Source organism: Diaphorobacter sp. C33 (assembly GCF_030503915.1).
GTDB classification, from domain to species: Bacteria; Pseudomonadota; Gammaproteobacteria; order Burkholderiales; family Burkholderiaceae_C; genus Diaphorobacter; species Diaphorobacter nitroreducens.
In genome coordinates, this window is sequence record NZ_CP129980.1 from 2,100,580 (window position 1) to 2,126,362 (window position 25,783).

Below are 25,783 nucleotides of genomic sequence, written 5' to 3' on the forward strand. Positions count from 1 at the left end.
TTGGTTTCCGACGATCATGTCCGCGCCAGGATTGGCAGGGCGCCCCTATTGGCGCCTTTGTGGCTATGGTTCAGGCCCACAGCGGCCGGCCAGAGGATCGAGAACAGGCGATTATAGCAAGCTTGCGTTTTGCGCCAAGAGGGCCTCGTCCGCGCGCGTGAGCTGCCCGCGCTCGCGCGCGGCCTGCAGCAGGTCCGGGCGGTGGCGCGCGGTGATGAGCAGGCGCTGATCGCGCCGCCAGCGCTCGATTTGCGCATGGTGGCCGGACAGCAGCGGCGCGGGCACGGCGCGGCCGGCCCATTCCTCGGGGCGCGTGTAGTGCGGACAGTCCAGCAGCCCGTCCAGCGCGGGGTTGAAGCTGTCGAGCTGATGGCTGCCCTCGTCGTGCAGCACGCCCGGCTGCAGGCGCGCCACGGCGTCCAGCAGCGCCATGGCCGCGATCTCGCCGCCCGAAAGCACGAAGTCGCCCAGGCTGATCTGCGCATCCACGTAGGCGTCGATGAAACGCTGGTCCACGCCTTCGTAGCGTCCGCACAGCAAGATGGCACCCACGCCAGCGGACCAGTCCTGCACCGCGGCATGGTCCAGCCGGCGGCCGATGGGGGAGAACAGCACCAGGGGCGCCCGCGCCTGCTCGGCCTCGCCACGATCGGCGCGGATGGCGGCCAGGCAGCGCGCCAGCGGCTCGGCCAGCATGACCATGCCGGGGCCGCCGCCAAAGGGCCGGTCATCCACGCGGCGGTAGTTGCCCTCCGCATGGTCGCGCGGGTTCCACAGCCGCACCTCTACCTGGCCCGACGCGTAGGCGCGCCTCGTCACGCCGCTGGCAAGAAACGGCTCGAACAGCTCGGGAAACAGGGTGATGACATCGAAACGCATGGCACGCGGACAACCGCCTCAATAGTCGGGTTGCCAGTCCACAATGATGCAGCGCCCCGCCAGGTCCACTTTGTCCACATAGGCCGACACAAAGGGAATCATGCGCTCGTGCGGCTTGCCTTCGTGCTCGTAGGCTAGCACCAGCGTGGTCTGCGGCCCCGTGGGCAGCAGGTCGCGCACGGTGCCCAGCGCCACGCCCTCGCGGTTGACCACAGGCAGGCCGATCAGGTCCACCCAGTAGTACTCGTCATCGCCCGCCACCGGGAAGTTGGCGCGGGGCACGAAGATGCGCGCGCCGCGCAGCGCCTCTGCTGCGTCACGGTCGTCCACACCCTGCGCCCAGGCGACCACGGAGTCCGAATGCGTGCGCGCCTGCCGGATGGGCAGCAGCACGGTGCCGGTAAAAAAACTCTTGGCGCCCTTTTCCGCCGGTTGCAACAGCCAGGACTTGGCGGCGAGCAGGGCCTCGGGGTTGCTGCTGTAGGGCAGGACCTTGAACCACCCTTTCACGCCCCAGGCATCGGTGATGCGGCCCACCTCCACGGCGTCGGAGGGCAGTTCGGCGGTTTCCAGGACAGGCAGCTGAGGCATGGCGGCGGGATGGGAGGGTGAGGCAAAGAAAAAAGGCGGGGTCCGTCAGTTGCACCAACGGAGCCCGCCCTTTTCGGGAGTGCGAACGATCAGGCGGCCTTCTGGGCGGCTTGCTTGATCAGACGGTCCACGGTGGGAGAGGGTTGTGCGCCCACGCCCTTCCAGTACGTCAGGCGGTCCTGGGCGATGCGCAGGCCTTCTTCGCCTTCCTTGGCGGAAGGGTTGTAGAAGCCCAGGCGCTCGATGAAGCGGCCGTCGCGGCGCACGCGCTTGTCGGCAACGACGATGTTGAAGAACGGACGGCCCTTGGAGCCGCCGCGGGAGAGTCGAATCACGACCATAATGAATCCTTCGGGTGGTTACACAGCAGTGGCTGCGCTCTGTTTTGCGGCGTTTGAGACACGCGACTTGGCCACCCGGCCAGCGACACGCTGCAAAGTCCGCGATTATATCCACAACACAAAAAAGATGCCCCTCATCCGCGCCAGCCGGGACGAAGACGTCGCCGCCATCACCGCCATCTACACCCACCATGTGCTGCACGGCACGGGCACCTTCGAGATCGACCCGCCCACGGCGCTGGACATGGCGGCGCGGCGCGCGGATGTGCTGGCCAAGGGCCTGCCCTACCTGGTGGCCGAAGAAGCGGGCCAGGTCCTGGGCTTTGCCTACTGCAACTGGTTCAAGCCCCGCCCGGCCTACCGCTTCTCGGCCGAGGATTCGATCTATGTCGCCGACGCGGCACGCGGCCGGGGCCTGGGACGGCAGTTGCTGGAGGCCCTCGCCGTGCAGGCCGAGGCCGCCGGCGTACGCAAACTCCTGGCAGTGATCGGCGACTCGGCCAATGCGGGCTCCATCGGCGTGCACCGGGCCGCAGGTTTCACCGATGTGGGCGTGATGCGCTCCGTGGGCTGGAAGTTCGGCGCCTGGCGCGACATCGTGCTCATGGAAAAGCCCCTGGGCGCGGGCGATACCACCGCCCCCGAATGAAGGCGCGCCAATAATCGCGGCCATGAAGAACAAGACTGTTGCCGCGTGGCTGGCGTTCCTGGGCGGCCCGCTGGGGATGCACCGCTTTTACCTGTACGGACTGGGCGACTGGATCGGCTGGCTGCTGCCGATCCCCACGGCCCTCGGCGTGTACGGCATCCAGCGCGTGCAGCAATGGGGGCAGGACGATCAGCTGAGCTGGATGCTGATTCCGCTGCTGGGATTCACGATCGCAGGCTGCGCACTGCGCGCGATTCTCTACGGTCTGATGACGCCCGAGCGGTGGAACGCGCGCTTCAACCCCGCTGCGGCGCCCGACGCCGCGCCGGGGCGGACGCACTGGTTCACGGTGTTTGCCATTGCGACATCGCTGCTGGTGGGCACGGCCGTGCTGATGGCCAGCATTGCCTTCAGCTTCCAGCGCTACTTTGAATACCAGATCGAGGAAGCGCGCAAGATTTCACAATGAGATCAGGCTCCAGCGCTTGATGGACAAGCGCGAGCAGCTACTCAAACGATAGCAAAACCACTCCAGCCTGGCAGATCGCGGCGCCGCGCACTGCGGCGCAAAGCTGGCGCCCACCGGCTCCGCCGCCCCGCGAAGGTCAATAGAGCTGCAGGCTCACCCAATAAGCGATCGCCGCCACGAAGGCGCTGGCGGGGATGGTCAGGATCCACGCCCAGACGATGTTGCCGGCCACACCCCATCGCACGGCGCTGGCGCGCTGGGTGGAACCCACGCCCACGATCGCGCCCGTGATGGTGTGGGTGGTCGATACGGGGATGCCCAGCGCAGTGGCGATGAACAGCGTCATCGCGCCGCCGGTCTCGGCGCAGAAGCCCCCCACGGGCTTGAGCTTGGTGATTTTCTGGCCCATGGTCTTCACGATGCGCCAGCCGCCGAACATGGTGCCCATGCCGATGGCCGCGTAGCACGAGATGATGACCCACATGGGGGGCGAGGCATCGCCCGCCGAGGCGTAGCCCGTGGCGATCAGCAGCAGCCAGATGATGCCGATGGTCTTTTGCGCGTCGTTGCCGCCGTGGCCCAGGCTGTAGGCCCCGGCGGAGACGAGCTGCAGCCGGCGGAACCACTTGTCCACGCGGTTCGGACTGGTGCGACGGAAGACCCAGGCCACGATCAGCATCATCAACGAGCCCAGCAGGAAACCCAGCATGGGCGACACGAAGATGAAGGCCACGGTCTTGAAGATGCCGCTGGCCACCAGTGCGCCCGCGCCGGTCTTGGCGATCACCGCGCCCACGATGCCGCCGATCAGTGCATGCGATGAGCTGCTGGGGATGCCGTAGTACCAGGTGATGACGTTCCAGGTGATGGCCCCCACCAGCGCGCCGAAGATCACGTGGGTGTCCACCACGCTCGGGTCCACGATGCCCTTGCCGATGGTGGCCGCCACGCTCAGGTGGAACACGAAAATGGCGACGAAGTTGAAGAAGGCCGCGAAGACCACGGCCTGCGTGGGCTTGAGCACGCCCGTGGAGACCACGGTGGCGATGGAGTTGGCGGCGTCGTGGAACCCGTTCATGAAGTCGAACACGATGGCGAGCGCCACGAGCACGACCACGATCCACAGGGCGGTTTGTACTGTTTCCATGCTGGGAATGAGGGGGCGAGCCCTGCCAGGGATGCGAAGCGCAGGCCTGCGGCCGCGCCTCAGGAGTTCTCGAGGATGATGCCCTCGATGAGGTTGGCCACGTCTTCGCAGCGGTCGGTGATGGTCTCCAGCAGCTCGTAGATGGCCTTGAGCTTGATGACCTCGCGCACGTCCGGCTCCTCGCGGAACAGCTTGCTCATGGCGCTGCGCAGCACGCGGTCGGCGTCGCCCTCCAGGCGGTCGATTTCCTCGCAGGTCTTGAGCGCGGCCTCGGCCACGGCCGGATCTGCAATGCGCGACAGCAGCTTCACCGCGTCCTGCACGCGCTCGCAGCACTTGAGGCTGAGGTCCGTCAGGCGGGTGATCTCGTCCGTCATGTGGTGGATGTCGTACAGCGCCATGGTCTCGGCCGAGTCCTGGATCAGGTCGGCCACGTCGTCCATGGTGTTGATCAGCGAGTGGATCTGCTCACGGTCGATGGGCGTGATGAAGGTCTTGTGCAGCGTGCGGTTGACCTCGTGCGTCACGCGGTCGGCGGCGCGCTCGGCGTTGTCCACGTCCTGGTTGTACTGGTCGCGCAGGTGGGTGTCGCTGTAGTTCGCCACCAGTTGCGAGAACGCCCGCGCGGCCTCGACGATGCGGTCTGCATGCTGGTTGAACATCTCGAAAAAATTGCCCTCGCGGGGCAACAGCTTTCCAAACAACATGCCGACTCCTGATCGAACCTTCTGGCGATATATGTGACGCAGAGATGACCAAGACGTGACAAATCTGCGAAAACCGCGAGTTTAACCGGCGCCAGACAGCCGCCCGGCGCACCAGGTCAAAGCGGATGCGCAGAGACCGGCGCCCCCCGGCAGGGCCTGCGCGGCTCGGCTCCTACGCGCTGCGGAAGATGAAATACACCGCCCCGACGAGGCACAGACCCGCCCAGAGGTAGTCCCATTTGAGCGGCTCGTTCAGGTAGAACACGGCGAAGGGCACGAACAGCGTCAGCGTGATCACCTCCTGCATGATCTTGAGCTGCCCCACGCTGAACTGCGTATGCCCAATGCGGTTGGCCGGCACCTGCAACAGGTATTCGAACAGGGCGATGCCCCAGCTCACCAGCGCCGCCACGTACCACGGGGCGGTGGCCAGGTTCTTCAGGTGGCCGTACCAGGCCATGGTCATGAAGATGTTGCTGGCAACCAGCAGCAGGATGGTCTGGAGGGGGATGGGCAGGGATTGCAGAGCGTGCATGGCGCGGCGGATTTTATAAGCCAAATCACACTCTAGCGCATATCCATCAAGCGCTGGTAGCTATAAAAAACAAAGCACCGCCGCAGCGGTGCCTGTTCCAGCGGCCAGCGGCCGCCCTTTCACTCACCCAGGTAGGCGGCGCGCACGCGCGGATCGCTGAGCAGATCCCGTCCCCCGCCGGCCATGGTGATCAAGCCCGACTCCATCACGTAGCCGCGGTCGGCAATCGCCAGCGCGCGACTGGCGTTCTGCTCCACCAGCACGATGGTCACGCCCAGGGCATACACGTCGCGCACCACTTCGAAGATCTTGTCCACCATGATGGGCGACAGGCCCATGGAGGGCTCGTCCAGCAGCAGCACCTTGGGCTGGCTCATCAGCGCGCGGCCCATGGCCAGCATCTGCTGCTCGCCACCGGACATGGTGCCCGCCAGCTGGTCCTTGCGCTCGCGCAAGCGCGGGAAGATGGTGAACATCTTTTCGATGTCGGCGGCAATGCCCGCCTTGTCGTCGCGCGTGTAGGCGCCCATGAGCAGGTTCTCGGTGATGGTCATGCGCGCGAACACGCCGCGCCCCTCGGGCACCATCACCAGCCCCTGCTTGACCAGGTCCCACGCGCCCTTGCCCTTGATGCTCTGGCCCAGGTACTCGATGTCGCCATCGTTCATGCCCAGTGTGCCGGTGATGGCCTTCATGGTGGTGGTCTTGCCCGCCCCGTTGGAGCCGATCAACGTAACCAGCTCGCCCTCGCGCACCTCGAAGTCCACCCCCTTGACGGCCTGGATGCCGCCGTAGGCCACCTTCAGGCCCTTGACCTGCAATAGAACTTTGTTGGATTTTTCGGCCATGTCTTGCGTCCTTCAGTGCCCGCCGGTGCCCAGATAGGCCTCGATCACTTTTTCGTTCTTCTGCACGTCGGCAGGGGTTCCCTCGGCAATCTGCTTGCCGTAGTCCAGCACCGTGACACGGTCGCACAGGCCCATCACAAGCTTCACGTCATGCTCGATGAGCAAGATGGTGCGGTTGTCGTTGCGGATGCGGTCGATCAGCTCGCGCAGTTGCACCTTCTCGGTGGCGTTCATGCCGGCGGCGGGTTCGTCCAGCGCGATCAGTTGCGGATCGGTGGCCAGGGCGCGCGCGATCTCCAAGCGGCGCTGGTCGCCGTACGACAGCGTGCGCGCCTTGAAATCGGCGTACTTGCCGATGCCCACGTAGTCCAGCAGCTCCTGCGCGCGCTTGGCGATGGCCGCCTCCTCCTCCTTGAAGCTCTTGGTGCGGAAGATGGCCCCGAAGAGCCCGGAATGCGTGCGGATGTGCCGCCCCACCATCACGTTCTCCAGCGCCGTCATGTCGGCGAACAGCCGGATGTTCTGAAAGGTGCGCGCAATGCCCGCCTTGGCCACCAGGTGCACAGCGCGGGGCTCGTAGGGCTGGCCCGCCAGTTCAAAACTGCCCGCATCGGGCGTGTACAGGCCGGTGATGACGTTGAAGAACGTCGTCTTGCCCGCGCCGTTGGGGCCGATCAGGCCATAGACCTGGCCGCGCTGGATGGTGATGCCCACGTCGGACAACGCCTGCAGGCCGCCAAAACGCTTGGAGATGCCCGCGACCTTCAGCACCACTTCTTTCGATGTATCTGCCATGTTGTTGCTCTACCGGTGGTGTCAGGACTTCTGCGCAAGGCTCTTGCCATGCTCGGGCGCGGGCCACAGGCCCCGCGGGCGCAGCAGCATCACGATGATCATGGCCAAGGCGATCAACAGTTGGCGCAGGATGGACGAATCCAGGCGCCCGTCGGTCATCGCCTGCAGCGGGCCGGCCACGTAGCGCAGCACCTCGGGCAGCGCGGACAGCAGCACGGCACCCAGGATCACGCCGGGAATGTGGCCGATGCCGCCCAGCACCACCATGGCAACGATCATCACCGACTCCATCAGGCTGAACGACTCGGGCGAGACGAAGCCCTGGAACGCGCCGAACATGGCGCCGGCCACGCCGCCGAACGAAGCGCCCATGCCGAAGGCCAGCAGCTTCATGTTGCGCGTGTTGATGCCCATCGCCTTGGCGGCGATCTCATCTTCGCGGATGGCCATCCACGCGCGCCCGATGCGCGAATCCTGCAGGCGATAGCACACCAAAATGGTGACCAGCACCAAGAACAGGAACAGGTAGTAGTACAGCGTGACGGAGTTGATGTCGTAGCCGAACAGCTCCAGCCGCTTGCCCAGGTCCAACCCGAAGATCTTCACCGAATCGATCTGCCCCAGGCCCTTGGGGCCGTTGGTGATGTTGACCGGGTGGTCCAGGTTGTTCATGAAGATGCGGATGATTTCGCCAAAGCCCAGCGTCACGATGGCCAGGTAGTCGCCGCGCAGCTTGAGCACCGGTATGCCCAGCAGCACGCCGGTGCATGCCGCCAGCACCAGGGCCAGCGGGATCACCATCCACAGCGACATGTGCAACCCGGTGGGGAATTGCGCGGCGAACCACGCGAAGTTGTCCGCCAGGTGCGGCGAGGCCAGCAGGCCGAACATGTAGGCGCCCACGGCATAGAAGGCCACGTACCCCAGGTCGAGCAGGCCGGCGTAACCCACCACGATGTTCAGGCCCAGCGCCAGCATCACGTACAGCAGGGCCAAATCGGCGATGCGCACCCATGCGTTGCCGAAGTACTGCAGCACCAGGGGCAGAACCAGCAGCGCAATGCCGCCCAGGATCCATTGGATCTTGTGGTTTTTCATGGTCGTTGGCTCCTCAGGCGCGGTCGGCCACACGCTCACCCAGCAGGCCCGAGGGGCGCAGCGTCAGGATGATGATGAGCACGATAAAGGCGAAGATGTCGGTGTAGTGGCTGCCCAGCACGCCCCCGGTGAGGGTGCCGATGTAGCCGGAGCCGATGGCCTCGATGAGCCCCAGCAGAAGTCCGCCCACCACGGCGCCAGCCAGGTTGCCGATGCCGCCGAACACCGCCGCGGTGAACGCCTTCAGCCCCGGCAAGAAGCCCATGGTGTGCTGCGCCGTGCCGTAGTTGGAGGCCCACATGATGCCGGCGATGGCGGCCAGCACCGCGCCGATGATGAAGGTGGCCGAGATCACCATGTCGGGCTTCACGCCCATGAGCGCGGCCACGCGCGGGTTCTCTGCCGTGGCGCGCATGGCGCGGCCCAGCCGTGTGTAGTTGACCAGGTAGACCATGGAAGCCAGCGCCACCACCGTCACGCCCAGGATCAGCACCTGGGTGGTGGTGATCACCGCGCCGCCCACCTGGAACGGCTGGGTGGGCAGCAGCGTGGGGTACGGTTTGTAGTTGGGCTTCCAGATGATCATCGCCAGCGTCTGCAGCAGGATCGACATGCCGATGGCGGTGATCAAGGGGGCCAGGCGCGGGCTGTTGCGCAGCGGCCGGTAGGCGACTTTTTCGATGGCGAAATTGAGTACCGCCGCCACCACGCAGGCGATCAGCGTGGCCAGCAGCAGAATGAGCCAGCCGGGCGCGCCCGGCATGGCCTCCTGCATGAGGCCGATGCAGCTCCAGCTGGTCAGCGCGCCGACCATGAGCACTTCCCCGTGCGCGAAGTTGATGAGCTGGATGATGCCGTACACCATGGTGTAGCCCAAGGCTATCAAGGCGTACATGCTGCCCAGAACCAGACCATTGATGATCTGCTGCAGCAAGATGTCCATATGTTGAGTCCTTTGTATCGACTATTGACGTGCACACCAGCCAAGCACCGCGAATCGATGCAGCCTTGTGGGCCCGTTCGCCATCTAGCAAAAAACCCGCCAGGCAAGGGTCTGCGCGGGTTTGTGAAGAAATTGTAGTCAGAGGAAACACGCCGTCCCTACCACGTTTGGACGGGGTTTTCCCTTGATTGGAGGGCGCATCAGGCGGGTGCCACGCGCATTAGAAATATTGATGATTGCGACGCGATCAGGGAATGCGCTTATTCCCAACGGCCATGGATTGGGCTGAACAAAGCCGTGCAACGGGACCGTGGTCGGCCCGCCGCTAGCCCCTCACACAAGAAGCCACTCGAAGCCTAGGCGTCTGGGGGCACGTCGTCGGGGCCACGCTGCGCTGCCGCGTTGCGCGCGCGCAGTTCATCGAGCTTCTGGCCGATCTTGATCTCCAGCCCGCGCGTCACCGGTGCGTAAAAGCCTGGCGGATCCATGCCATCGGGCAGGTAGTTCTCGCCCGCGGCAAAGCCGCCCTCTTCGTCGTGCGCGTAGCGATAGTCCTTGCCGTAGTCCAACTGCTTCATGAGTTGGGTGGGCGCATTGCGCAGGTGCAGCGGCACGGGGCGCGTGCCGTCCTGCTTCACGAAGGCGCGGGCCTTGTTGTAGGCCATGTAGCCCGCATTGCTCTTGGGCGCCACGGCAAGGTAGATCACGGCCTGCGCCAGCGCGAGCTCGCCCTCAGGGCTGCCCAGGCGTTCGTAGGTCTGCGCAGCGTCGTGCGCGATCTGCATGGCGCGCGGATCGGCCAGACCGATGTCCTCCCAGGCCATGCGCACGATGCGCCGCGCCATATAGCGGGGGTCCGCCCCGCCGTCGAGCATGCGCACCAGCCAGTACAGCGCAGCATCAGGATCGGAGCCGCGCACCGACTTGTGCAGCGCGCTGATGGTGTCGTAGAACTGTTCGCCACCCTTGTCGTAGCGGCGCATGCGCTCGCCCAGCACCTGCAGCAGCCAGGCGTCTTCGATGCGCTCGATGCCCGCCTGGCTTGCGGTGACCTCCAGGGTTTCCAGCGTGTTGAGCAGGCGCCTCGCATCCCCGTCGGCATAGGCGATGAGACGCTCCAGCGCTGCATTTTCAATAGCTGGTAGCGCTTGCAGCGCCTGGGCCTTGGCCACAATTTGCTTCAAGTCGTCGCTGCCCAGAGGCTGCAGCACATAGACCGCGGCACGCGACAGCAGGGCCGAGTTGACCTCGAACGAAGGGTTCTCGGTGGTCGCCCCTACGAAAGTGAACAGGCCGCTTTCCACATGCGGCAAGAACGCGTCCTGCTGGCTCTTGTTGAAGCGGTGCACCTCGTCCACGAAGACGATGGTGCGCTGCTGCATCAGCCCGTCGCGTGCGCTCTCGGCCAGCTGCACGGCATCGCGGATGTCCTTCACGCCGCCCAGCACGGCACTGATGCTGATGAACTGCGCATCGAACGCCTCGGCCATCAGGCGCGCAATTGTGGTCTTGCCCACGCCGGGCGGCCCCCACAGGATGCAACTGTGCGGGCGGCCCGATTCAAACGCCAGCCGCAGCGGCATTCCCGGCCCCAGCACATGCTGCTGGCCAATGACCTCGGCCAGCGAACGCGGACGCAGGCGTTCGGCCAAGGGCTGGTGGGCCAGCGGGGAAGCGCGACTCATAGCGTATCGAGCGGGCTCAACACGCCGCGCCCGCCCTTGTTTAAGACATGGGTGTAGATCATGGTGGTACTCACATCCTTGTGACCCAGCAACTCCTGCACGGTACGGATGTCGTAACCTGCCTGCAGCATGTGGGTGGCAAAAGAATGCCGCAGCACATGCGGTGTGCAGGGCTTGTCGATGCCCGCGCGGCGCGCTGCCAACGCCACGGCCTTCTGCACCGACTGCTCCAGCAGGTGATGGCGCCGCTGCACGCCCGAGCGCGGATCCACCGAACGCACCGCGCTGGGGAATACGTACTGCCATCCCCAGGCCGTGGCTGCATTCGCGTACTTTATGGCCAACGCATCAGGCAACCACACGGCACCAAGACCCGCATCCAAGTCCTTGCGGTGCAGCGCACGGGCGCGCTCCATCTGCTCGCGCAACGGTGTGATCAGATTCTCGGGCAGGACGGTCACACGATCCTTGTTCCCCTTGCCTTCGCGCACGATCAGTTCACGCCGTTCGAACTCCACATCCTTCACGCGCAGGCGCAGTGCCTCCAGAATGCGCATCCCCGTGCCGTACAGCAGCGAGGCAACCAGCCACTGCGTGCCCTGCAGGTGCATCAGCAGCTCGCGCACTTCGCGCTGCGTCAACACCACCGGCAGGCGGCGCGCCTTGCGGGCCGAAACAATCTCATCCAGCCAGGGCAAGTCTTGCTGCAGCACCTCTTTGTAGAGAAACAAAATGGCGGCCTTGGCTTGGTTCTGCGTAGAGGCGGACACATTGCGCTCAACAGCCAGGTGGGTCAGAAAAGCGGTGACCTCCGGTGCCCCCATCTCGCGCGGATGGCGCTTGTCATGGAACAAGATGAAACGGCGCGCCCAATCCACGTAAGCCTGCTCGGTGCGAATGGAATAGTGCAGCACCCGGATGCGCTCACGCATCGACTCCAGCAGCCGAGGCGGCTGTCGCACGGCGGGTTGGCGTGAAACGGAAGGCGCATCCATCCGTGAAATTTTAGGCGGTCTAAATTACCGCTGCCATGGGCGTTTATGGAGAGGCTTGACAGCCTGCTTGACTTAGGCCGCGGCGGGTCGATAGCATGCAGAGATCTAATTCTAGTTAGCCTGCTTTTTATTCCTGCTCATTTCGGCCCATGAATATTCAAACGCCATTTACCCTCGCAAGCGTTTATCCGCTGGGTGTTTGGCGTTCGCTCGGGCTTCGCCTGCGTGGGTTGCGCCAGTTTCAATCCTTTTTGGCCTCTAGCCCTTGTGCAGCAAGCGCAAGCAGCTATTTTTTTCGTAGTCCGTGGCCTGTGCGGTCACTTTCGTTTTTGCGCTTTGGGTCTAACCCGGCGCTCAAGCCGACCCGCATACTGCGGGCGGCTTACCTAGCCCGTTAGCCTGCTTTTTATTCCTGCTCATTTCGGCCCATGAATATTCAAACGCCATTTACCCTCGCAAGCGTTTATCCGCTGGGTGTTTGGCGTTCGCTCGGGCTTCGCCTGCGTGGGTTGCGCCAGTTTCAATCCTTTTTGGCCTCTAACCCTTGTGCAGCAAGCGCAAGCAGCTATTTTTTTCGTAGTCCGTGGCCTGTGCGGTCACTTTCGTTTTTGCGCTTTGGGTCTAACCCGGCGCTCAAGCCGACCCGCATACTGCGGGCGGCTTACCTAGCCCGTTAGTCCCATCAACCGCTTTATGCGCGCAGTCACTTGTTCCAGCACTCGGCCCTGTTCCACGGGCTTTGAAGTCTTTTTGGCCTCCAGCGCTTTTGCAGCAAGCGCCATCAGCTATCATTCTTGTAGCGCTGCGCCGCTTTCGTGGCCCAGCGCTTTTTCGTGGGCTGCGCCTTTGTCCAAGTCCGGGCGCTCCCTTTTGGCCTTCGGGTCTAACCCAGCGTTCAAGCCGACCCGCCTGCGGCGGGCGGCTTACCTTGGCCGTTAGTCCCATCACCCGCTCTATGCGCGCAGCCACTTGTTCCAGCGCTCGGCCCTGTTTTAAGGGCTTTCACGCCTTTTTGGCCCCCAGCGCTTGCGTATCAAGCGCTACCAGCTATCAATCTTGCAGCGCTGCGCCGCTCTCGTGGCCCAGCGCTTTTTCGTGGGCTGCGCGCTTGTCCAATTCTGGGCGCTCCCTGTTGGCCTTCGGGTCTAACTCTGCGTTCAAGCCGACCCGCCTGCGGCGGGCGGCTTACCTGGGCCGTTAGCCAGTCAACAGGAGAGAATGTGTTCCGTATCCTTCTCATTGCTCTGCTCGCCTTTGGCGTTTGGAAGGGCTATGAAAAATACCAATCTCAACGCCCAGCACAGCAATTTCAAGAAATTGATATTTCAAGTGGTTCTTCCAGGAGAAACCGAAGCATTGATCTAACACCAAAATTTCAGTGCGATGGACGAACCCATTGCTCTCAAATGACTTCTTGTGAAGAAGCCACCTTCTTTCTTAAAAATTGCCCGGGCACAAAAATGGACGGGAACAATGATGGTGTCCCGTGCGAGCAGCAGTGGTGCAAATAAATCAAGCCATTGGGGCTAACAATTCATCGCAGCCGACCGCCTACGGCGGCGGCTGAACTCAGGGCGTTAGCCATTACCCACCATGCGCTTCGTTGTCATCGCTCTTGCCCTGATTGCAATTCCGTGTGGACTTGGTTTTGCGTACAAACATACGCTTTACTGGACACAATCGGGTAATTGTTCCCCCTGTAACCCGGAGCTTTTCCATCAATCGCTAATGCTGGGAGGTTCCTTTGCCGTCTGCAATCTCCTTATTTGGCTAGGAATTTCCTCGGATTTTGCGGATGGAGAAGGCCTCTTCGGCAAGCTTCGCAGCATTGCTCAACGTACTCTCGTTTGGGCTGTTGGTGCCCTTGTTGCTTGCTTCGCGCTTATTGGCCTCGCCGTTCTACCTGTTGTCACGGTCATCGCAGCTTTGTTCTACTCGGTTGCTCTAACGCGGCACCTCCTGGAGCGCCAAGGTGGCTAACCCGGCGGTCAAGCCGACCCGCATACTGCGGGCGGCTTATCTTGTCCGTTAGCCTTCGGCAACAGGTCACACACCACATCCATGCACAAAGTTCTTAAATTAGTCATCGCAATCATTGGCACCTTCCTTGTCGCCGTTTTACTATTTGACGCAGTCCAAAGCTCAAATACAGCCTCGTATATAAAATCGACTACGGCGTTTTTCGTCACAGTTTTATTGCTAAGAAGCGTCCGAAAAAATACCAAGCAAAGTCAGTTAGAAATTGCTTCCAATAGAAGAAATATAAAAATGATCGTAAGTGGTATAGCTATTGGATTAGGCTTGCCCATATTTTTCATCTGGCTTGTTAAGTCAGCGGTCAGGTAACTCACGGGCTTCTGGCTGCGTATGGCTAACCATTCAGTCAAGCGGACTGGCCTTCGGCCAGCCGCTTACTTTGTCCGTTAGCCAACACTCAAATGCTTGAGGCTTCGTTCCTTTTATTGACGCTCGGTCCGCTTGCAGCTTTCATCATCTGGGAAAGCTATCGTCGTCGGCGCACTTCAGTTAAACCGCTCTCGCGAACATCAATGGAACGTGGGTTTGTTCCGGGCGCCAAAACCGCCGAGCGTGTTTGTTTCATCTTTGCAGTGGCCATGGCGGTATTTGTGGTTTTCCTGATTATTCAGCCTCAGCATCCGCCTTTCGCTGGTAGGGGGGCATTTTTCAGCTCGCTTTTGTACTCTTGGTTTGGAGTTTGGGGCCAGCCTTTATTTGCTTGGTTGGTTTCGTGTCTGTCCGTTTTCGCCGCAGTTTCTGCACGCAGCAAGCGTTTGCACGCTACACGTGCGGGCTAACCCGGCAGTCAAGCGGACTGGCCTACGGCCAGCCGCTTACTTTGTTCGTTAGAAAAACCAAGTACGCAGCTGAAATTTAATTATTGACATTTAAGAAAATGGCAGATAAGAAATACGATGGCGGTAGGCCAAATATTCCAGCAGACATTGATCGGAGCGTCAGAACTCAAGCTGGGCATCGATGCTCCATTACTTTTTGCAATGAGCACACATATCTTGAAATTCATCATATAGATGAAAATCGAGCCAACAACAACATAGATAATTTAATATTGCTTTGCGATAAACATCATAAGATGGCGCATGCAGGGAAAATTGACAGAAAATCTCTAAGAGAATACAAGAATAAACTAAATATTAATATTCCTAATTTAAATTTACTTGATATAAAAGCAGTTCAGTATTTTCAAAATAAAATTCCTCCTGAGGGAGTTATTCTTCGACTTAGGAATGAGGAGTTTATTGGTCGATTGGAAAAATATTTTGTAGATTCAATTCATGAACTGCAGTATTTTTGGCAGTCTCCATACGCTCAATTTCAAGATGCAGAGCTTCAAAATTCCAGCAAGGAATTATTGGCATCATGTGAACGCCTAAGCAGAACTCTTGCCCAAAAAACGTTCGGAGCAAGGGATGGTGCTGACTATTACGAAATACCTCCCGAATATCCCACCGATCATTTTTACAACGAAGCTAATGCTCTTATAAATGATGCGAGAGCGGTTTGTGCCGCATATGATTCATTTGCTAGAAATGCAATCTCTAAAGGTTTGAATTTCTAATGCCACGCCGCAATACCACATCTAACCCAGCACTCAAGCCGACCCGCATACTGCAGGCGGCTTAGCTTTTTCGTTAGCCGTCAGAGAGGATTTCGATGCCATTGGAACTAACCAAGTCTCGAAGAGATGTTCTCGTTAAACTCGAAAGCATCCTCGGGGGAGAGTGCTACAACGGAAACATTCAGAACTACGGACCCGGCGGTGCGCGCGAAGCCGATGGGCGAAGCTTTAGATACCCTCTGATGGTTCGCTTGGAAGATGGTACAAAGCAGAAAATACGTGCATCTAGCATCCCCGACTCAGTTCCAGATAACGCGCTTAGGAGCGGCTACTACGCTTTCGGAGCCAATCAGTTGGATGTCATGTCTGCATTAGAAAGAATGCTCACGTATCTTGAGAAGAATCATGGCTTGCAGCTTAAAGCTGACGGCTAACAATTCATTCAAGCCGACGCCGCTTCGCGGCGCGGCTTAATTCAGGCGTTAGCCTGCTTTTTATTCCTGCTCATTTCGGCCCATGAATATTCAAACGCCATTTACCCTCGCAAGCGTTTATCCGCTGGGTGTTTGGCGTTCGCTCGGGCTTCGCCTGCGTGGGTTGCGCCAGTTTCAATCCTTTTTGGCCTCTAGCCCTTGTGCAGCAAGCGCAAGCAGCTATTTTTTTCGTAGTCCGTGGCCTGTGCGGTCACTTTCGTTTTTGCGCTTTGGGTCTAACCCGGCGCTCAAGCCGACCCGCATACTGCGGGCGGCTTACCTAGCCCGTTAGTCCCATCACCCGCTCTATGCGCGCAGCCACTTGTTCCAGCGCTCGGCCCTGTTTTAAGGGCTTTCACGCCTTTTTGGCCCCCAGCGCTTGCGTATCAAGCGCTACCAGCTATCAATCTTGCAGCGCTGCGCCGCTCTCGTGGCCCAGCGCTTTTTCGTGGGCTGCGCGCTTGTCCAATTCTGGGCGCTCCCTGTTGGCCTTCGGGTCTAACTCTGCGTTCAAGCCGACCCGCCTGCGGCGGGCGGCTTACCTGGGCCGTTAGCCCTAATAGGAAATCCGATGGACGTACTAGCGACGCTCAATCATTCAATCTCGCTTGTTAGTCGACTCCGCGAGATTTCAAAGAATATTTCTGAAGCCGAATTCAAGAACCTGCTGGCCGATCTATCGAGCGAACTGGCAGATGCCAAGATTCATATCGCCGAGCTAAAAACACAACTCGCAGCTCTCTCGGAAGAAAATCGATCTTTAAAGGCAGCTGTGCCTGAGAGCAAGCAGACGCCCACCCAAAAGTGGGGCTGCTATCAATTCGAAGGCGAACAGGGCCTGTTTTGCACCGCTTGTTATGACTCTAAGGGCAAGAAGAGTCTTACGAATCGCTTGAGTTCGACGAGACGTTCATGCCCTGTCTGCAAGTCGGTAATCGGCACGTGAGAGCTAACCCTTCAGTCAAGCGGACTTGCCTTCGGCAAGCCGCTTACTTTGTTCGTTAGTCCCATCACCCGCTTTATGCGCGCAGCTACTTGTTCCAGCGCTCGGCCCTGTTCCAAGGGCTTTCAAGCCTTTTTGGCCTTTAGCGCTTGTGCAGCAAGCGCCACTAGCTATCATTCTTGCAGCTCTGCGCCGCTTTCGTGGCCCAGCGCTTTTTCGTGGGCTGCGCCGTTGTCCGAGTTCGGCCGTTCCCTTTTGGCCTTCGGGTCTAACCCGGCGTTCAAGCCGACCCGCCTACGGCGGGCGGCTTACCTTGGCCGTTGGGCACTACTATGAACAAGTGGAAGCGATGGGCATTAATTGCGGCAGTAGTTACTGCTATTGCCTACCCTGGAGCATGGTGGATGGTGCAGCAGTCGGATGCATATATTGATGCTGAGACTTTCATTCGCAACGATCAGCGGGTGCTCGAAGCTATTGGCGCCATCCGAAAGGTGAAGTTGTCACCGTTCGGGTATTCCCTCAGATACTCGGGTGCAAATGGTGATGCCTCTTTCGAACTATCGGTGGAGGCTGAGCGAGATTCGGCATTCGCATTTATCGAACTTCAAAAACGGGGCGTGTGGGAAGTTAAATTCGCCCGGCTGATTCGTGCTGACAAACAGGTCATTCAATTGGTGCCACAACAATGAAGCCCAACCCGTCAGTCAAGCGGGACGCGCCTTCGGCGCGCCCCTTACCTCCAACGTTAGCCAGTCAACAGGAGAGAATGTGTTCCGTATCCTTCTCATTGCTCTGCTCGCCTTTGGCGTTTGGAAGGGCTATGAAAAATACCAATCTCAACGCCCAGCACAGCAATTTCAAGAAATTGATATTTCAAGTGGTTCTTCCAGGAGAAACCGAAGCATTGATCTAACACCAAAATTTCAGTGCGATGGACGAACCCATTGCTCTCAAATGACTTCTTGTGAAGAAGCCACCTTCTTTCTTAAAAATTGCCCGGGCACAAAAATGGACGGGAACAATGATGGTGTCCCGTGCGAGCAGCAGTGGTGCAAATAAATCAAGCCATTGGGGCTAACAATTCGTCGCAGCCGACCGCCTACGGCGGCGGCTGAACTCAGGGCGTTAGCCATTACCCACCATGCGCTTCGTTGTCATCGCTCTTGCCCTGATTGCAATTCCGTGTGGACTTGGTTTTGCGTACAAACATACGCTTTACTGGACACAATCGGGTAATTGTTCCCCCTGTAACCCGGAGCTTTTCCATCAATCGCTAATGCTGGGAGGTTCCTTTGCCGTCTGCAATCTCCTTATTTGGCTAGGAATTTCCTCGGATTTTGCGGATGGAGAAGGCCTCTTCGGCAAGCTTCGCAGCATTGCTCAACGTACTCTCGTTTGGGCTGTTGGTGCCCTTGTTGCTTGCTTCGCGCTTATTGGCCTCGCCGTTCTACCTGTTGTCACGGTCATCGCAGCTTTGTTCTACTCGGTTGCTCTAACGCGGCACCTCCTGGAGCGCCAAGGTGGCTAACCCGGCGGTCAAGCCGACCCGCATACTGCGGGCGGCTTATCTTGTCCGTTAGGCCACACAAAATGAATCGCGTCTGCGCTGCATTCTTGATTTGCGCTCTTGCCTAAGCCTGTTGGCTACGCCGATGTTCAAGAAAACGGGTACATCGATCACTTCTTTGTCTCAGGTCGGCATCCTCGCCAAGGCATTGGAAAGGCGCTGATGGCAGTGCTTGAGTCTGAAGCAAGACAACTCGTGACCTGCAACCCGCCACCCGTACCAAGGCAATAGAGAATCCGCGCAACCGAGAGGAAGCGCGATGCGCAAGAGCAGGTACACGGACGAACAGATCATTGGGTTCATCAAGCAGGCCGACGCTGGCATGAGCGTTGCGGACCTGTGCCGCCGAGAGGGTTTCAGCTCGGCCACGTTCTACAAGTGGCGAGCCAAGTTCGGCGGCATGGAAGCCAGCGACGCCAAACGGCTGCGCGACCTCGAAGCCGAGAACAACCGGCTCAAGAAGCTACTGGCCGAAGCGGTGTTGGACAACGAGGCGCTGAAGGTGGCCTTCGGCGTAAAGCGCTGAGCCCACCGGCGAAGCGACGCGCGGTGGGCAAGATGTTGGAAGAGACCTCGATCAGTGAACGGCGCGCCTGCGCTTTGGTGGGACTGTCGCGCGACAGCTGGCGGCACCCGCCCCAGCGCGCACAGCACGACCAGGCCACGAGTCAGCGCATCGTCGAGCTCGCGCACGAGCGGCGTCGCTTCGGCTACCGGCGCATTGCGGACCTGCTGCGGGCTGAAGGCACGAAGGTCAACGACAAACGCGTCTATAGGCTCTACAGGCTGGCTGAGCTGTCGGTGCGCAAGCGCCGCGGCAAGCAGCGCCTGAAGCTCGAACGCGTGCCGCTGCACCAATGCCAGAGCGTCAACGAGGTCTGGAGCATGGATTTCGTCAGCGACAGCTTGGCCAGTGGCCGGCGCATCAAGTGCCTGACCATCACCGATGACTTCAGCCACGAGTGCGTGGATATCGCCGTCGACCACGGCATCGGCGGCGAGTACGTAGTGCGCGTGCTGGAGCAGGTGGCGCGGTTTCGCGGTTACCCGCAGGCCGTGCGCACAGACCAGGGGCCCGAATTCACCAGCCGAGCCTTCATGGCGTGGGCGCAGGCCAGGGGCGTGCGCCATATCCTCAACCAGCCCGGCAAGCCCACGCAGAATGCCTACATCGAGAGCTTCAACGGCAAGTTCCGCGACGAGTGTCTGAACGAGCACTGGTTCCAGAGCCTGAAACAGGCCCGTGCCGAGATTGCGCGCTGGCGGGCTGACTACAACGAGATCAGACCGCACAGCAGCTGCGGCCGGATTCCCCCAGCAAAGTTCGCAGCGCGACATCGACAATCAACTGGCGGCGCCGTAACGGCGCCGCTTCAAACCCAGGAGTAATCTCCTTTAACCAGCGGATTTTCTCAAAACGACTGGTACGGGTATTGGGGGCAGGTCACTCGGGGGCGCAGAACTCACATCTGACGTCAGTCGCACTGCCCAGCCGTTCTTTCACAGCTTCGGGTTCGAGGTCGTCGAGCAGCGAACACCTGTCATCCGTGGCGTCGCAGTCCCGAATGCATTGATGCGCAAGGTTCTCAAAGGGTCGCATGCATCTGCGGCCTAACCCCTCAGTCATGGGGACGTCTTGCGCATTCGTGCAAGCGCCCCTTACCTTGAACGTTAGAGATCACGCAATTTCAGCACTGCCATGAATACTTCTTCCGCAAACAAACAAATCGTCGCGCGCTTCAATCGCGAGGTCATTGAGCAAGGCGACATGCACGCATTCAACGAACTGGTGGCCTCCGACTTCGTCAACCACACTGCACCACCAGATACGCCCAAAGGGCCCGATGGCTTCGCTGCATTCTTTACAGACATCCTTCGTCCAGCCCTTCCTGATCTGACCGTCGAGTTGCACGATCAAATCGCCGAAGGAGACAAGGTCGTAACTCGAAAGACGATTTCCGGTACTCACCAAGGCGTGTTCCTCGGAGTTCCTCCCACGGGGCGCCGCATCACCATCCGCGTGACTGACATCGTTCGTATAAAGAATGGCCAATACGTTGAGCACTGGGGCAACGCCGATCTTCATGGGGCTATTGCCCAGATGAAGTAGCAGCCGTGCCAAGTGAGCTCTAAGCCTCAATGGAGAGAACGTCACCCGGCAAACCGGGCGCCGCCTTTCATCGCCAACGTAGGCCGCCTCAATACCCGCATATGACCACCAACGCTGACCCGCACAACATTGCTGATTACGCGCAAAACACGTGTCGCCTCGTTCCTGGGCTATTGGACATGCGGCGTATGGCTGCGCTGCTGCTTGCAGAACATACGCCATTCAACGGCAGAGTTCTTGTTGTGGGTGCAGGCGGTGGTTTAGAGCTCAAGTGTTTTGCCGAAGCCCAGCCAGGCTGGCACTTCGAAGGCGTCGACCCCTCTTCGGAGATGCTTCAGCTGGCCCGATCAACCCTTGGCGAACTGATGTCACGCATCCGACTGCACGAGGGTTATGTTGATGTTGCGCCCCAAGATCCCTTCGACGCTGCATCCTGTCTTCAGACACTGCATTTCACATCAGCACCAGAGCGGCTGAGAACGTTGCAAGAGATCCACCGGCGTTTGAAACCAGGAGCGCCGCTGGTTGTCATGCATCTGAGCTTTGATCAAGAGCCCGAATTACGAAACGCCTGGCTTTCCCGCTACGCAGCATTTGCGACCTCTTCGGGCGTAGACCCTGCGAAGGCTCAAGCTGGTGCGCGAGCAATAGGTGAGCGGCTGGAAATCCTGTCGCCGATGCAGGACGAAGAACTGATGCGCAAAGCCGGCTTCAAGCGCGTTTCCTTGTTCTACGCCGCTCTTACGTTCCGTGGTTGGGTAGCGTATGCCTAACAATTGGCATGGCTGGGGCTGCCTGACCAATTGGTCAAGCCGACGCCGGCAAACTCCGCTTGCGGCTGCCCTCCGTGCTTCTCAATCCGGCGCGGCTTACCGCGAGTATCAGACGTTGGTTCGTGGCAGCGGTCGCGTGCACGCGCTACGCTAGCAGCGTTGCCGCCACTGTGCAGCGCGGCTGAGTTCAGGTGTTAGCTCTTCCTGTCGCCCGTATCTGTACCCACCATGCCCATCCGCATCGTCCGCCTCGGCACTCCCCGCGCACGCGACGAAGGCACGCGCATCGGCACCGTGCGCCGCCCGCCGCGCGGCGTGCCCAAGGAGCAGTTCGCGGCGCAGGACTGGTATGACGTGTGGTACCCCAACCTCTCGCCCAGTCCCGAGACCGTCAAGCTCGCCCAGGCCGCGCAGACGCCCAAGGAATGGGCCGCCTTCACCCAGCAGTTCCGCCAGGAGATGGCCACGCCGGAGAACCGCCACACTATCGCGCTGCTGGCCGCGCTGTCGCAGCACAACAATTTCTCGGTGGGCTGCTACTGCGAGGACGAGGCGCACTGCCACCGCTCGGTGTTGCGCGCGCTGCTGTCCGAAGCCGGCGCACGCATTGCGGACTGATGGCGAAGCCACCGCGCAACGAATTGCCGGGTCATGCATTGCCGCGCAACGGACTGCCGCGCGACGAAACACGCCGCGACGAGCCGCTGGATGCGCTGCTGCGCCGCGTGCGCGCCTGCACGATCTGCGCGCCCTACCTGCCGCTGGGCCCACGCCCCGTGCTGCAGGCCGATGCACGCGCGCGCCTGCTGATCGTGGGGCAGGCACCGGGGCGCAAGGTGCATGCCTCGGGCATCCCCTTCGATGACGCGAGCGGCGAGCGCCTGCGCACGTGGCTGGGGCTGACGCGCGAGACTTTCTATGACCCGGCGCGCGTGGCCATCGTGCCGATGGGCTTTTGCTATCCGGGCCGTGGCGCCTCGGGCGATGCACCGCCCCGTCCCGAATGCGCCCCCGCGTGGCGCATGCCGCTGCTGGCGCGGCTGCCGAACATCGCGCTGACCGTGGCCGTGGGCCAATACGCGCTGGCCTGGCATCTGGCCGCCTGCCGTGGCCGGCCGCTGGGGGAAACCGTGCGCGGCACCTGCACCCTGCCGGATGCGCCCGTCCTGGCCCTGCCGCACCCCAGCCCGCGCAACAACGGTTGGCTCAAGCGCCACCCGTGGTTCGAGTCCGAGTTGCTGCCGCTGGTGCGGGCACGCGTGGCGACCGTGCTGGCGGTTTAGAGCAAAACAGGGCTCTAGCGCTTACCCCATAAGCGTTAGCAGCTATCGAAACAGAAGCATCTACTGCGAGAGCACATCCGCCCCCGCGGGCGGCTTGAACTGGAAGGTGCCTGCCGGCAGCGCCGGGTTGAGCTGCATGCCGGTGAAGCGGATCAGCGAGCGCTGCCCAAAGCTGTCCAGGATGTCCAGCGCCGCCAGTTGCTCCCCCGCGAAGCCCACGCGCACGCTCTTGAGCTGGCCATCCTTGGCCTTGGGCGTAGCCAGCACCCACTGCAGGCCGTCCTGCTCGGGCGCCGACTCCAGCGCGAAGTCGGCGCGCAGCGCCGCCAGGTCGGGCGCGGACGCGAGCAGCGCCGCGGGCGTGCTGCCCAGCGCCTTGGATTGCGTGCGCTGGGTCACCTGGTTCAAGTCCGCGTCGTACAGCCACAGGGTCTGCCCATCGGCCACGATGAGCTGCTCGAACGGCTTGCGGTAATGGAACTTGAAGCGCCCCGGACGCTGGAACTCAAAACTGCCACTGGAGGTCTTGGTGCGGCCCGCCTGGCCGTCCTTGGGCGGCGAGGTCACGGTCTGCGTGAACTCGGACCGGCCGCTCTGTGCGGACTTCATGAAGGTTTCAAGGCTTTTCAGGCCGTCAGCCCAGGCGCAACCAGCGCCAGCAGCTATCAAAATCGCAGCAAATATTTTCTTCAACACCATTTCTCCATGCAAGCGGTTGCGTGGACAGCGGGCCAGGGAGCGTGCCCAGGCAGCTTTACTCGCTGCGCGCGGGCACCAGCACCTCGCGCTGGCCGCTGGCGGTGAGTGCGCTCACCAGGCCGGCCTTCTCCATGTCTTCGAGCAGGCGCGCGGATCGGTTGTAGCCAATGCGCAGCTTGCGCTGCACGTAGGAGATGCTGGCCTTGCGGTCTTTCAGCACCACCTCCACGGCCTGGTCGTACATGGGGTCCTTCTCGCCGCCGCCTTCGCTGTCGCCAAAGCCGAAGCCGCTGTCGTCGCCCTCGACGGTACCGCCTTCCAACACCCCTTCGATGTAGTCCGGCTCCCCTTGTTCCTTCAAGTAGCTGACGACGCGGTGCACCTCGTCATCGGAGACAAAGGCGCCGTGCACGCGGATGGGCAGGCCCGTGCCGCTGGCCATGTAGAGCATGTCGCCCATGCCCAGCAAGGCCTCGGCGCCCATCTGGTCCAGGATGGTGCGGCTGTCGATCTTGCTGCTGACCTGGAAAGCGATACGCGTGGGGATGTTGGCCTTGATCAGGCCGGTGATCACGTCCACGCTGGGGCGCTGCGTGGCCAGGATCAGGTGGATGCCGGCAGCGCGCGCCTTCTGCGCCAGGCGGGCGATGAGCTCCTCGATTTTCTTGCCCACGACCATCATCAGGTCGGCCAGCTCGTCGATCACCACCACGATGTGCGGCAGCCGCTCCAGCGGCTCCGGGCTCTCCGGTGTGAGGCTGAAGGGGTTGGGGATGTGTTCCTCGCGCGCCTTGGCGTCATCTATTTTCGTGTTGTAGCCCGCGAGGTTGCGCACGCCCAGCTTGCTCATGAGCTTGTAGCGGCGCTCCATTTCGGCCACGCACCAGTTCAGCCCGTGGGCGGCCTGCTTCATGTCGGTGACCACCGGCGCGAGCAGGTGCGGGATGCCCTCGTAGACCGACATTTCCAGCATCTTGGGGTCGATCATCAGCAGGCGCACGTCGCGTGCCTCGGCCTTGTAGAGCAGCGAGAGGATCATGGCGTTGATTCCCACCGACTTGCCCGAGCCCGTCGTGCCCGCCACCAGCACGTGCGGCATCTTGGCCAAGTCCGCCACCACGGGCGCGCCCACGATGTCCTTGCCCAGGCCCATGGTCAGCAGGCTCTTGGCGTCGTGGTAGACCTGCGAGCCCAGGATCTCCGACAGGCGGATGGTCTGGCGTTTGGCGTTGGGCAGTTCCAGCGCCATGAAGTTCTTGCCAGGAATGGTCTCGATCACGCGGATAGACACCAGCGACAGCGAACGCGCCAGGTCCTTGGCCAGGTTCACGATCTGCGAGCCCTTCACGCCCGTGGCGGGCTCGATCTCGTAGCGCGTGATCACCGGGCCGGGCATGGCGGCCACCACGGTGACGTCCACGCCGAAGTCCTTGAGCTTCTTCTCGATCAGGCGGCTGGTCATCTCCAGCGTCTCGGGCGACACCGTCTCCTGGCGCGCCTGCGCGGCGTCCAGCAGGTCCACCTGCGGCAGGTTGCTGTCGGGCATCTCGCTGAACAGGGGTTTCTGGCGCTCCTTCACCACGCGGGTGCTCTGCGCCACATCGGACAGCACGGGCTCGATGATGGTGACAGGCTGCGGGTGCTGCACCTCAATCTCGTGGCGCTCTTCCTGCACCACTTCCTCGCGCTCGCGCGCGGCGCGCCGTCCCACGGCCACGTCCTTGGCCTTCTCGCGCCGCGCCCGGCCGCGCTGCACCAGCGCATCGATGCGCCCACCCAGGCGCTCGGCCAGATGCCCCCAGGAGAAACGGAACACCAGCGCCGCGCCCAGCACGACCACCACCACGCCAGCCAGGCCCGAGCCCGTGAACCCGAGCCAGCGCACGGCCAGCGGCCCCGTCATATAGCCCAGCATGCCGCCCGCATGGCCGGGCAGCAGGGCTTCGAACCGGTACAGCCGCGACCATTCCAGTGCCGTGCTGGCGCACAGCAGCAGCGCCAGTCCGCCCCAGAATACGCCGCGGCGCTGCCACGGCGCGTGGCCTGCGGCGCCATCGCCGCGCATCCAGCGCGCCAGCGACGCAAACCAGGCGCGCACGCCCGCGGCGACGCACCACCAGACGGAAAAGCCCAGCACGAAGTAGCTGCCGTCGGCGAGCCACGCCCCGAGCCTGCCCACCCAATTGGACAGTGGCTGTCCATTGCCCGCACCCGATGTGGACCAGGCCGCATCCTGCGCGGAATAGCTCACGAGGGCCAGCAGCCAGAACACCAGGCCCAGCAGGCCCAGCACCAGGCCGATCTCATGGCCGAAGCGCGCCGCGCCGGTGCGTGGCGCCGACTTGCTGGAGGAAGAAGCGTTCAGGGTGTTGAGGGAGTACGTCATGGGATAAGAGCGCGCAAGCTTACCCCATGCCGACGACGCGTCTGTGCGCCGTGCGCTGCGTGCGGCAGCCCGCCCCAGGCCTGCCGGCTGCGCGCCTTTTTGTCACTGCGCTGCGCCAGCGCAAAGGCCGATACGCCCGCCCCGGCCGTGTTATTCATGGCTTCTTACAATGGCCGCGATTGAAAACCCGACCGCAGGCGCCCGCGCGGACCGGTTGATACTGGGGGGCCCGGCCCCAGGTTCTTACGGGGCACGCCGGTCGCCCG

Annotated in this window: 39 protein-coding genes and 1 pseudogene; 26 read left to right on the forward strand and 14 right to left on the reverse strand. The window is 61.5% G+C overall.

Features of this window, described 5'->3' with window-relative positions; translation table 11 throughout:
- Positions 1-111: 111 nt before the first annotated feature.
- The 3 genes from trmD to rpsP form a co-directional block, all read right to left on the reverse strand.
- The gene (gene trmD, locus QY917_RS09920) at positions 112-879 is read right to left on the reverse strand and encodes a tRNA (guanosine(37)-N1)-methyltransferase TrmD (protein WP_123675846.1); all 768 of its coding nucleotides are present in this window, start codon (positions 877-879) and stop codon (positions 112-114) included.
- An 18-nt stretch (positions 880-897) separates the two neighbouring features.
- Positions 898-1,470: a ribosome maturation factor RimM gene (gene rimM, locus QY917_RS09925; protein ID WP_123675845.1), complete on the reverse strand. Its 573-nt coding sequence runs from the start codon at positions 1,468-1,470 to the stop codon at positions 898-900.
- Between the two features lie 89 nt (positions 1,471-1,559).
- Positions 1,560-1,811, reverse strand: coding sequence for a 30S ribosomal protein S16 (gene rpsP / locus QY917_RS09930; RefSeq protein ID WP_011806473.1), 252 nt, complete (start codon positions 1,809-1,811; stop codon positions 1,560-1,562).
- A gap of 127 nt (positions 1,812-1,938) precedes the next feature.
- On the opposite strand from rpsP, the gene QY917_RS09935 reads away from it, so the two are divergent.
- Together QY917_RS09935 and QY917_RS09940 are read left to right on the forward strand one after the other, a co-directional pair.
- Positions 1,939-2,460: a GNAT family N-acetyltransferase gene (locus QY917_RS09935; RefSeq protein ID WP_047349846.1), complete on the forward strand. Its 522-nt coding sequence runs from the start codon at positions 1,939-1,941 to the stop codon at positions 2,458-2,460.
- A 22-nt stretch (positions 2,461-2,482) separates the two neighbouring features.
- Complete coding sequence (locus tag QY917_RS09940) at positions 2,483-2,929, forward strand: NINE protein (RefSeq protein ID WP_123675844.1); 447 nt, start codon at positions 2,483-2,485, stop codon at positions 2,927-2,929.
- Positions 2,930-3,065: 136 nt separating this feature from the next.
- Here the strand turns inward: QY917_RS09940 and QY917_RS09945 are convergent, their stop codons facing one another.
- The 9 genes from QY917_RS09945 to QY917_RS09985 form a co-directional block, all read right to left on the reverse strand.
- Positions 3,066-4,076, reverse strand: coding sequence for an inorganic phosphate transporter (locus tag QY917_RS09945; RefSeq protein WP_011806476.1), 1,011 nt, complete (start codon positions 4,074-4,076; stop codon positions 3,066-3,068).
- A 59-nt stretch (positions 4,077-4,135) separates the two neighbouring features.
- Entirely contained in the window at positions 4,136-4,783 is a 648-nt protein-coding gene (locus tag QY917_RS09950; RefSeq protein WP_011806477.1) for a DUF47 domain-containing protein, read from the reverse strand.
- Positions 4,784-4,955: 172 nt separating this feature from the next.
- Complete coding sequence (locus tag QY917_RS09955; RefSeq protein WP_123675843.1) at positions 4,956-5,318, reverse strand: DMT family protein; 363 nt, start codon at positions 5,316-5,318, stop codon at positions 4,956-4,958.
- A 119-nt stretch (positions 5,319-5,437) separates the two neighbouring features.
- The gene (locus tag QY917_RS09960; protein ID WP_011806479.1) at positions 5,438-6,166 is read right to left on the reverse strand and encodes an ABC transporter ATP-binding protein; all 729 of its coding nucleotides are present in this window, start codon (positions 6,164-6,166) and stop codon (positions 5,438-5,440) included.
- A 12-nt stretch (positions 6,167-6,178) separates the two neighbouring features.
- A complete protein-coding gene (locus QY917_RS09965) occupies positions 6,179-6,961 on the reverse strand; it encodes an ABC transporter ATP-binding protein (RefSeq protein WP_011806480.1) in 783 nt (260 codons plus the stop codon).
- Between the two features lie 21 nt (positions 6,962-6,982).
- Positions 6,983-8,059: an ABC transporter ATP-binding protein gene (locus QY917_RS09970; protein WP_015914041.1), complete on the reverse strand. Its 1,077-nt coding sequence runs from the start codon at positions 8,057-8,059 to the stop codon at positions 6,983-6,985.
- Between the two features lie 13 nt (positions 8,060-8,072).
- Positions 8,073-9,002: a branched-chain amino acid ABC transporter permease gene (locus tag QY917_RS09975; protein WP_088886179.1), complete on the reverse strand. Its 930-nt coding sequence runs from the start codon at positions 9,000-9,002 to the stop codon at positions 8,073-8,075.
- 356 nt (positions 9,003-9,358) lie between these two features.
- Entirely contained in the window at positions 9,359-10,687 is a 1,329-nt protein-coding gene (locus QY917_RS09980) for a replication-associated recombination protein A (protein ID WP_123675842.1), read from the reverse strand.
- Entirely contained in the window at positions 10,684-11,682 is a 999-nt protein-coding gene (locus QY917_RS09985) for an integron integrase (protein WP_088886177.1), read from the reverse strand. Before QY917_RS09985 ends, QY917_RS09980 begins: the two co-directional genes overlap by 4 nt.
- A gap of 149 nt (positions 11,683-11,831) precedes the next feature.
- Here QY917_RS09985 and QY917_RS09990 point away from each other — a divergent pair, with 149 nt between their 5' ends.
- The 24 genes and pseudogenes from QY917_RS09990 to QY917_RS10095 all read left to right on the forward strand — a co-directional run bounded on the left by QY917_RS09990 (position 11,832) and on the right by QY917_RS10095 (position 22,432).
- Complete coding sequence (locus QY917_RS09990) at positions 11,832-12,080, forward strand: DUF1010 domain-containing protein (protein ID WP_302076645.1); 249 nt, start codon at positions 11,832-11,834, stop codon at positions 12,078-12,080.
- A 30-nt stretch (positions 12,081-12,110) separates the two neighbouring features.
- Positions 12,111-12,359 carry a DUF1010 domain-containing protein gene (locus QY917_RS09995; protein ID WP_302076647.1) on the forward strand — a complete coding sequence of 83 codons (249 nt, stop codon included), beginning with the start codon at positions 12,111-12,113 and terminating at the stop codon, positions 12,357-12,359.
- A gap of 16 nt (positions 12,360-12,375) precedes the next feature.
- Positions 12,376-12,621: a DUF1010 domain-containing protein gene (locus QY917_RS10000; protein WP_123675841.1), complete on the forward strand. Its 246-nt coding sequence runs from the start codon at positions 12,376-12,378 to the stop codon at positions 12,619-12,621.
- A 16-nt stretch (positions 12,622-12,637) separates the two neighbouring features.
- Complete coding sequence (locus QY917_RS10005) at positions 12,638-12,883, forward strand: DUF1010 domain-containing protein (RefSeq protein ID WP_123675840.1); 246 nt, start codon at positions 12,638-12,640, stop codon at positions 12,881-12,883.
- 19 nt (positions 12,884-12,902) lie between these two features.
- Complete coding sequence (locus tag QY917_RS10010; protein ID WP_123675839.1) at positions 12,903-13,193, forward strand: excalibur calcium-binding domain-containing protein; 291 nt, start codon at positions 12,903-12,905, stop codon at positions 13,191-13,193.
- Positions 13,194-13,275: 82 nt separating this feature from the next.
- Positions 13,276-13,662: a hypothetical protein gene (locus QY917_RS10015; protein ID WP_148665144.1), complete on the forward strand. Its 387-nt coding sequence runs from the start codon at positions 13,276-13,278 to the stop codon at positions 13,660-13,662.
- Positions 13,655-13,714, forward strand: coding sequence for a DUF1010 domain-containing protein (locus tag QY917_RS17355; RefSeq protein WP_353846190.1), 60 nt, complete (start codon positions 13,655-13,657; stop codon positions 13,712-13,714). The genes QY917_RS10015 and QY917_RS17355 overlap by 8 nt, the downstream gene beginning before the upstream one ends.
- A gap of 406 nt (positions 13,715-14,120) precedes the next feature.
- Positions 14,121-14,498 (forward strand): hypothetical protein, encoded by a 378-nt coding sequence (locus QY917_RS10020; RefSeq protein WP_148061026.1) that lies wholly within the window; start codon positions 14,121-14,123, stop codon positions 14,496-14,498.
- A 98-nt stretch (positions 14,499-14,596) separates the two neighbouring features.
- Entirely contained in the window at positions 14,597-15,280 is a 684-nt protein-coding gene (locus QY917_RS10025) for an HNH endonuclease (protein ID WP_123676855.1), read from the forward strand.
- Positions 15,281-15,375: 95 nt separating this feature from the next.
- On the forward strand, positions 15,376-15,714 hold the full coding sequence (locus tag QY917_RS10030; protein WP_162844578.1) for a hypothetical protein: 339 nt from the start codon (positions 15,376-15,378) through the stop codon (positions 15,712-15,714).
- 82 nt (positions 15,715-15,796) lie between these two features.
- Positions 15,797-16,045 carry a DUF1010 domain-containing protein gene (locus QY917_RS10035; protein ID WP_302076645.1) on the forward strand — a complete coding sequence of 83 codons (249 nt, stop codon included), beginning with the start codon at positions 15,797-15,799 and terminating at the stop codon, positions 16,043-16,045.
- Positions 16,046-16,061: 16 nt separating this feature from the next.
- Positions 16,062-16,307: a DUF1010 domain-containing protein gene (locus QY917_RS10040; protein ID WP_123675840.1), complete on the forward strand. Its 246-nt coding sequence runs from the start codon at positions 16,062-16,064 to the stop codon at positions 16,305-16,307.
- A 17-nt stretch (positions 16,308-16,324) separates the two neighbouring features.
- The gene (locus tag QY917_RS10045) at positions 16,325-16,699 is read left to right on the forward strand and encodes a hypothetical protein (protein WP_148061025.1); all 375 of its coding nucleotides are present in this window, start codon (positions 16,325-16,327) and stop codon (positions 16,697-16,699) included.
- 75 nt (positions 16,700-16,774) lie between these two features.
- A complete protein-coding gene (locus tag QY917_RS10050; RefSeq protein ID WP_123676854.1) occupies positions 16,775-17,032 on the forward strand; it encodes a DUF1010 domain-containing protein in 258 nt (85 codons plus the stop codon).
- Positions 17,029-17,388: a hypothetical protein gene (locus QY917_RS10055; RefSeq protein WP_148061024.1), complete on the forward strand. Its 360-nt coding sequence runs from the start codon at positions 17,029-17,031 to the stop codon at positions 17,386-17,388. The genes QY917_RS10050 and QY917_RS10055 overlap by 4 nt, the downstream gene beginning before the upstream one ends.
- Before the next feature lie 79 nt (positions 17,389-17,467).
- Positions 17,468-17,758, forward strand: a complete 291-nt coding sequence (locus QY917_RS10060; protein ID WP_123675839.1) for an excalibur calcium-binding domain-containing protein — start codon at positions 17,468-17,470, stop codon at positions 17,756-17,758.
- Between the two features lie 82 nt (positions 17,759-17,840).
- Complete coding sequence (locus QY917_RS10065) at positions 17,841-18,227, forward strand: hypothetical protein (RefSeq protein WP_148665144.1); 387 nt, start codon at positions 17,841-17,843, stop codon at positions 18,225-18,227.
- Positions 18,220-18,279 carry a DUF1010 domain-containing protein gene (locus tag QY917_RS17360; RefSeq protein ID WP_353846190.1) on the forward strand — a complete coding sequence of 20 codons (60 nt, stop codon included), beginning with the start codon at positions 18,220-18,222 and terminating at the stop codon, positions 18,277-18,279. Before QY917_RS10065 ends, QY917_RS17360 begins: the two co-directional genes overlap by 8 nt.
- Positions 18,280-18,332: 53 nt before the next feature.
- Positions 18,333-18,452, forward strand: a pseudogene (locus tag QY917_RS10070) (GNAT family N-acetyltransferase); the annotation flags it as partial.
- A 73-nt stretch (positions 18,453-18,525) separates the two neighbouring features.
- Positions 18,526-19,655 (forward strand): IS3 family transposase gene (locus QY917_RS10075; protein ID WP_085945346.1). Its coding sequence is split into 2 segments (ribosomal slippage): positions 18,526-18,787 and positions 18,787-19,655, totalling 1,131 coding nucleotides; the frame shifts between segments, so codons are not numbered across the junction.
- 310 nt (positions 19,656-19,965) lie between these two features.
- Positions 19,966-20,376 (forward strand): ester cyclase, encoded by a 411-nt coding sequence (locus tag QY917_RS10080; RefSeq protein ID WP_103737368.1) that lies wholly within the window; start codon positions 19,966-19,968, stop codon positions 20,374-20,376.
- Positions 20,377-20,477: 101 nt separating this feature from the next.
- Positions 20,478-21,149 carry a class I SAM-dependent methyltransferase gene (locus tag QY917_RS10085; protein ID WP_123676264.1) on the forward strand — a complete coding sequence of 224 codons (672 nt, stop codon included), beginning with the start codon at positions 20,478-20,480 and terminating at the stop codon, positions 21,147-21,149.
- A gap of 228 nt (positions 21,150-21,377) precedes the next feature.
- Entirely contained in the window at positions 21,378-21,767 is a 390-nt protein-coding gene (locus QY917_RS10090; RefSeq protein ID WP_123676263.1) for a DUF488 domain-containing protein, read from the forward strand.
- A complete protein-coding gene (locus QY917_RS10095; protein WP_123676262.1) occupies positions 21,767-22,432 on the forward strand; it encodes a uracil-DNA glycosylase family protein in 666 nt (221 codons plus the stop codon). Before QY917_RS10090 ends, QY917_RS10095 begins: the two co-directional genes overlap by 1 nt.
- A 60-nt stretch (positions 22,433-22,492) precedes the next feature.
- On the opposite strand, the gene lolA is transcribed toward QY917_RS10095, so the two are convergent.
- Together lolA and QY917_RS10105 are read right to left on the reverse strand one after the other, a co-directional pair.
- On the reverse strand, positions 22,493-23,125 hold the full coding sequence (gene lolA, locus QY917_RS10100; RefSeq protein ID WP_041839072.1) for an outer membrane lipoprotein chaperone LolA: 633 nt from the start codon (positions 23,123-23,125) through the stop codon (positions 22,493-22,495).
- A 61-nt stretch (positions 23,126-23,186) separates the two neighbouring features.
- The gene (locus tag QY917_RS10105) at positions 23,187-25,517 is read right to left on the reverse strand and encodes a DNA translocase FtsK (RefSeq protein ID WP_011806493.1); all 2,331 of its coding nucleotides are present in this window, start codon (positions 25,515-25,517) and stop codon (positions 23,187-23,189) included.
- Between the last annotated feature and the right edge of the window lie 266 nt (positions 25,518-25,783).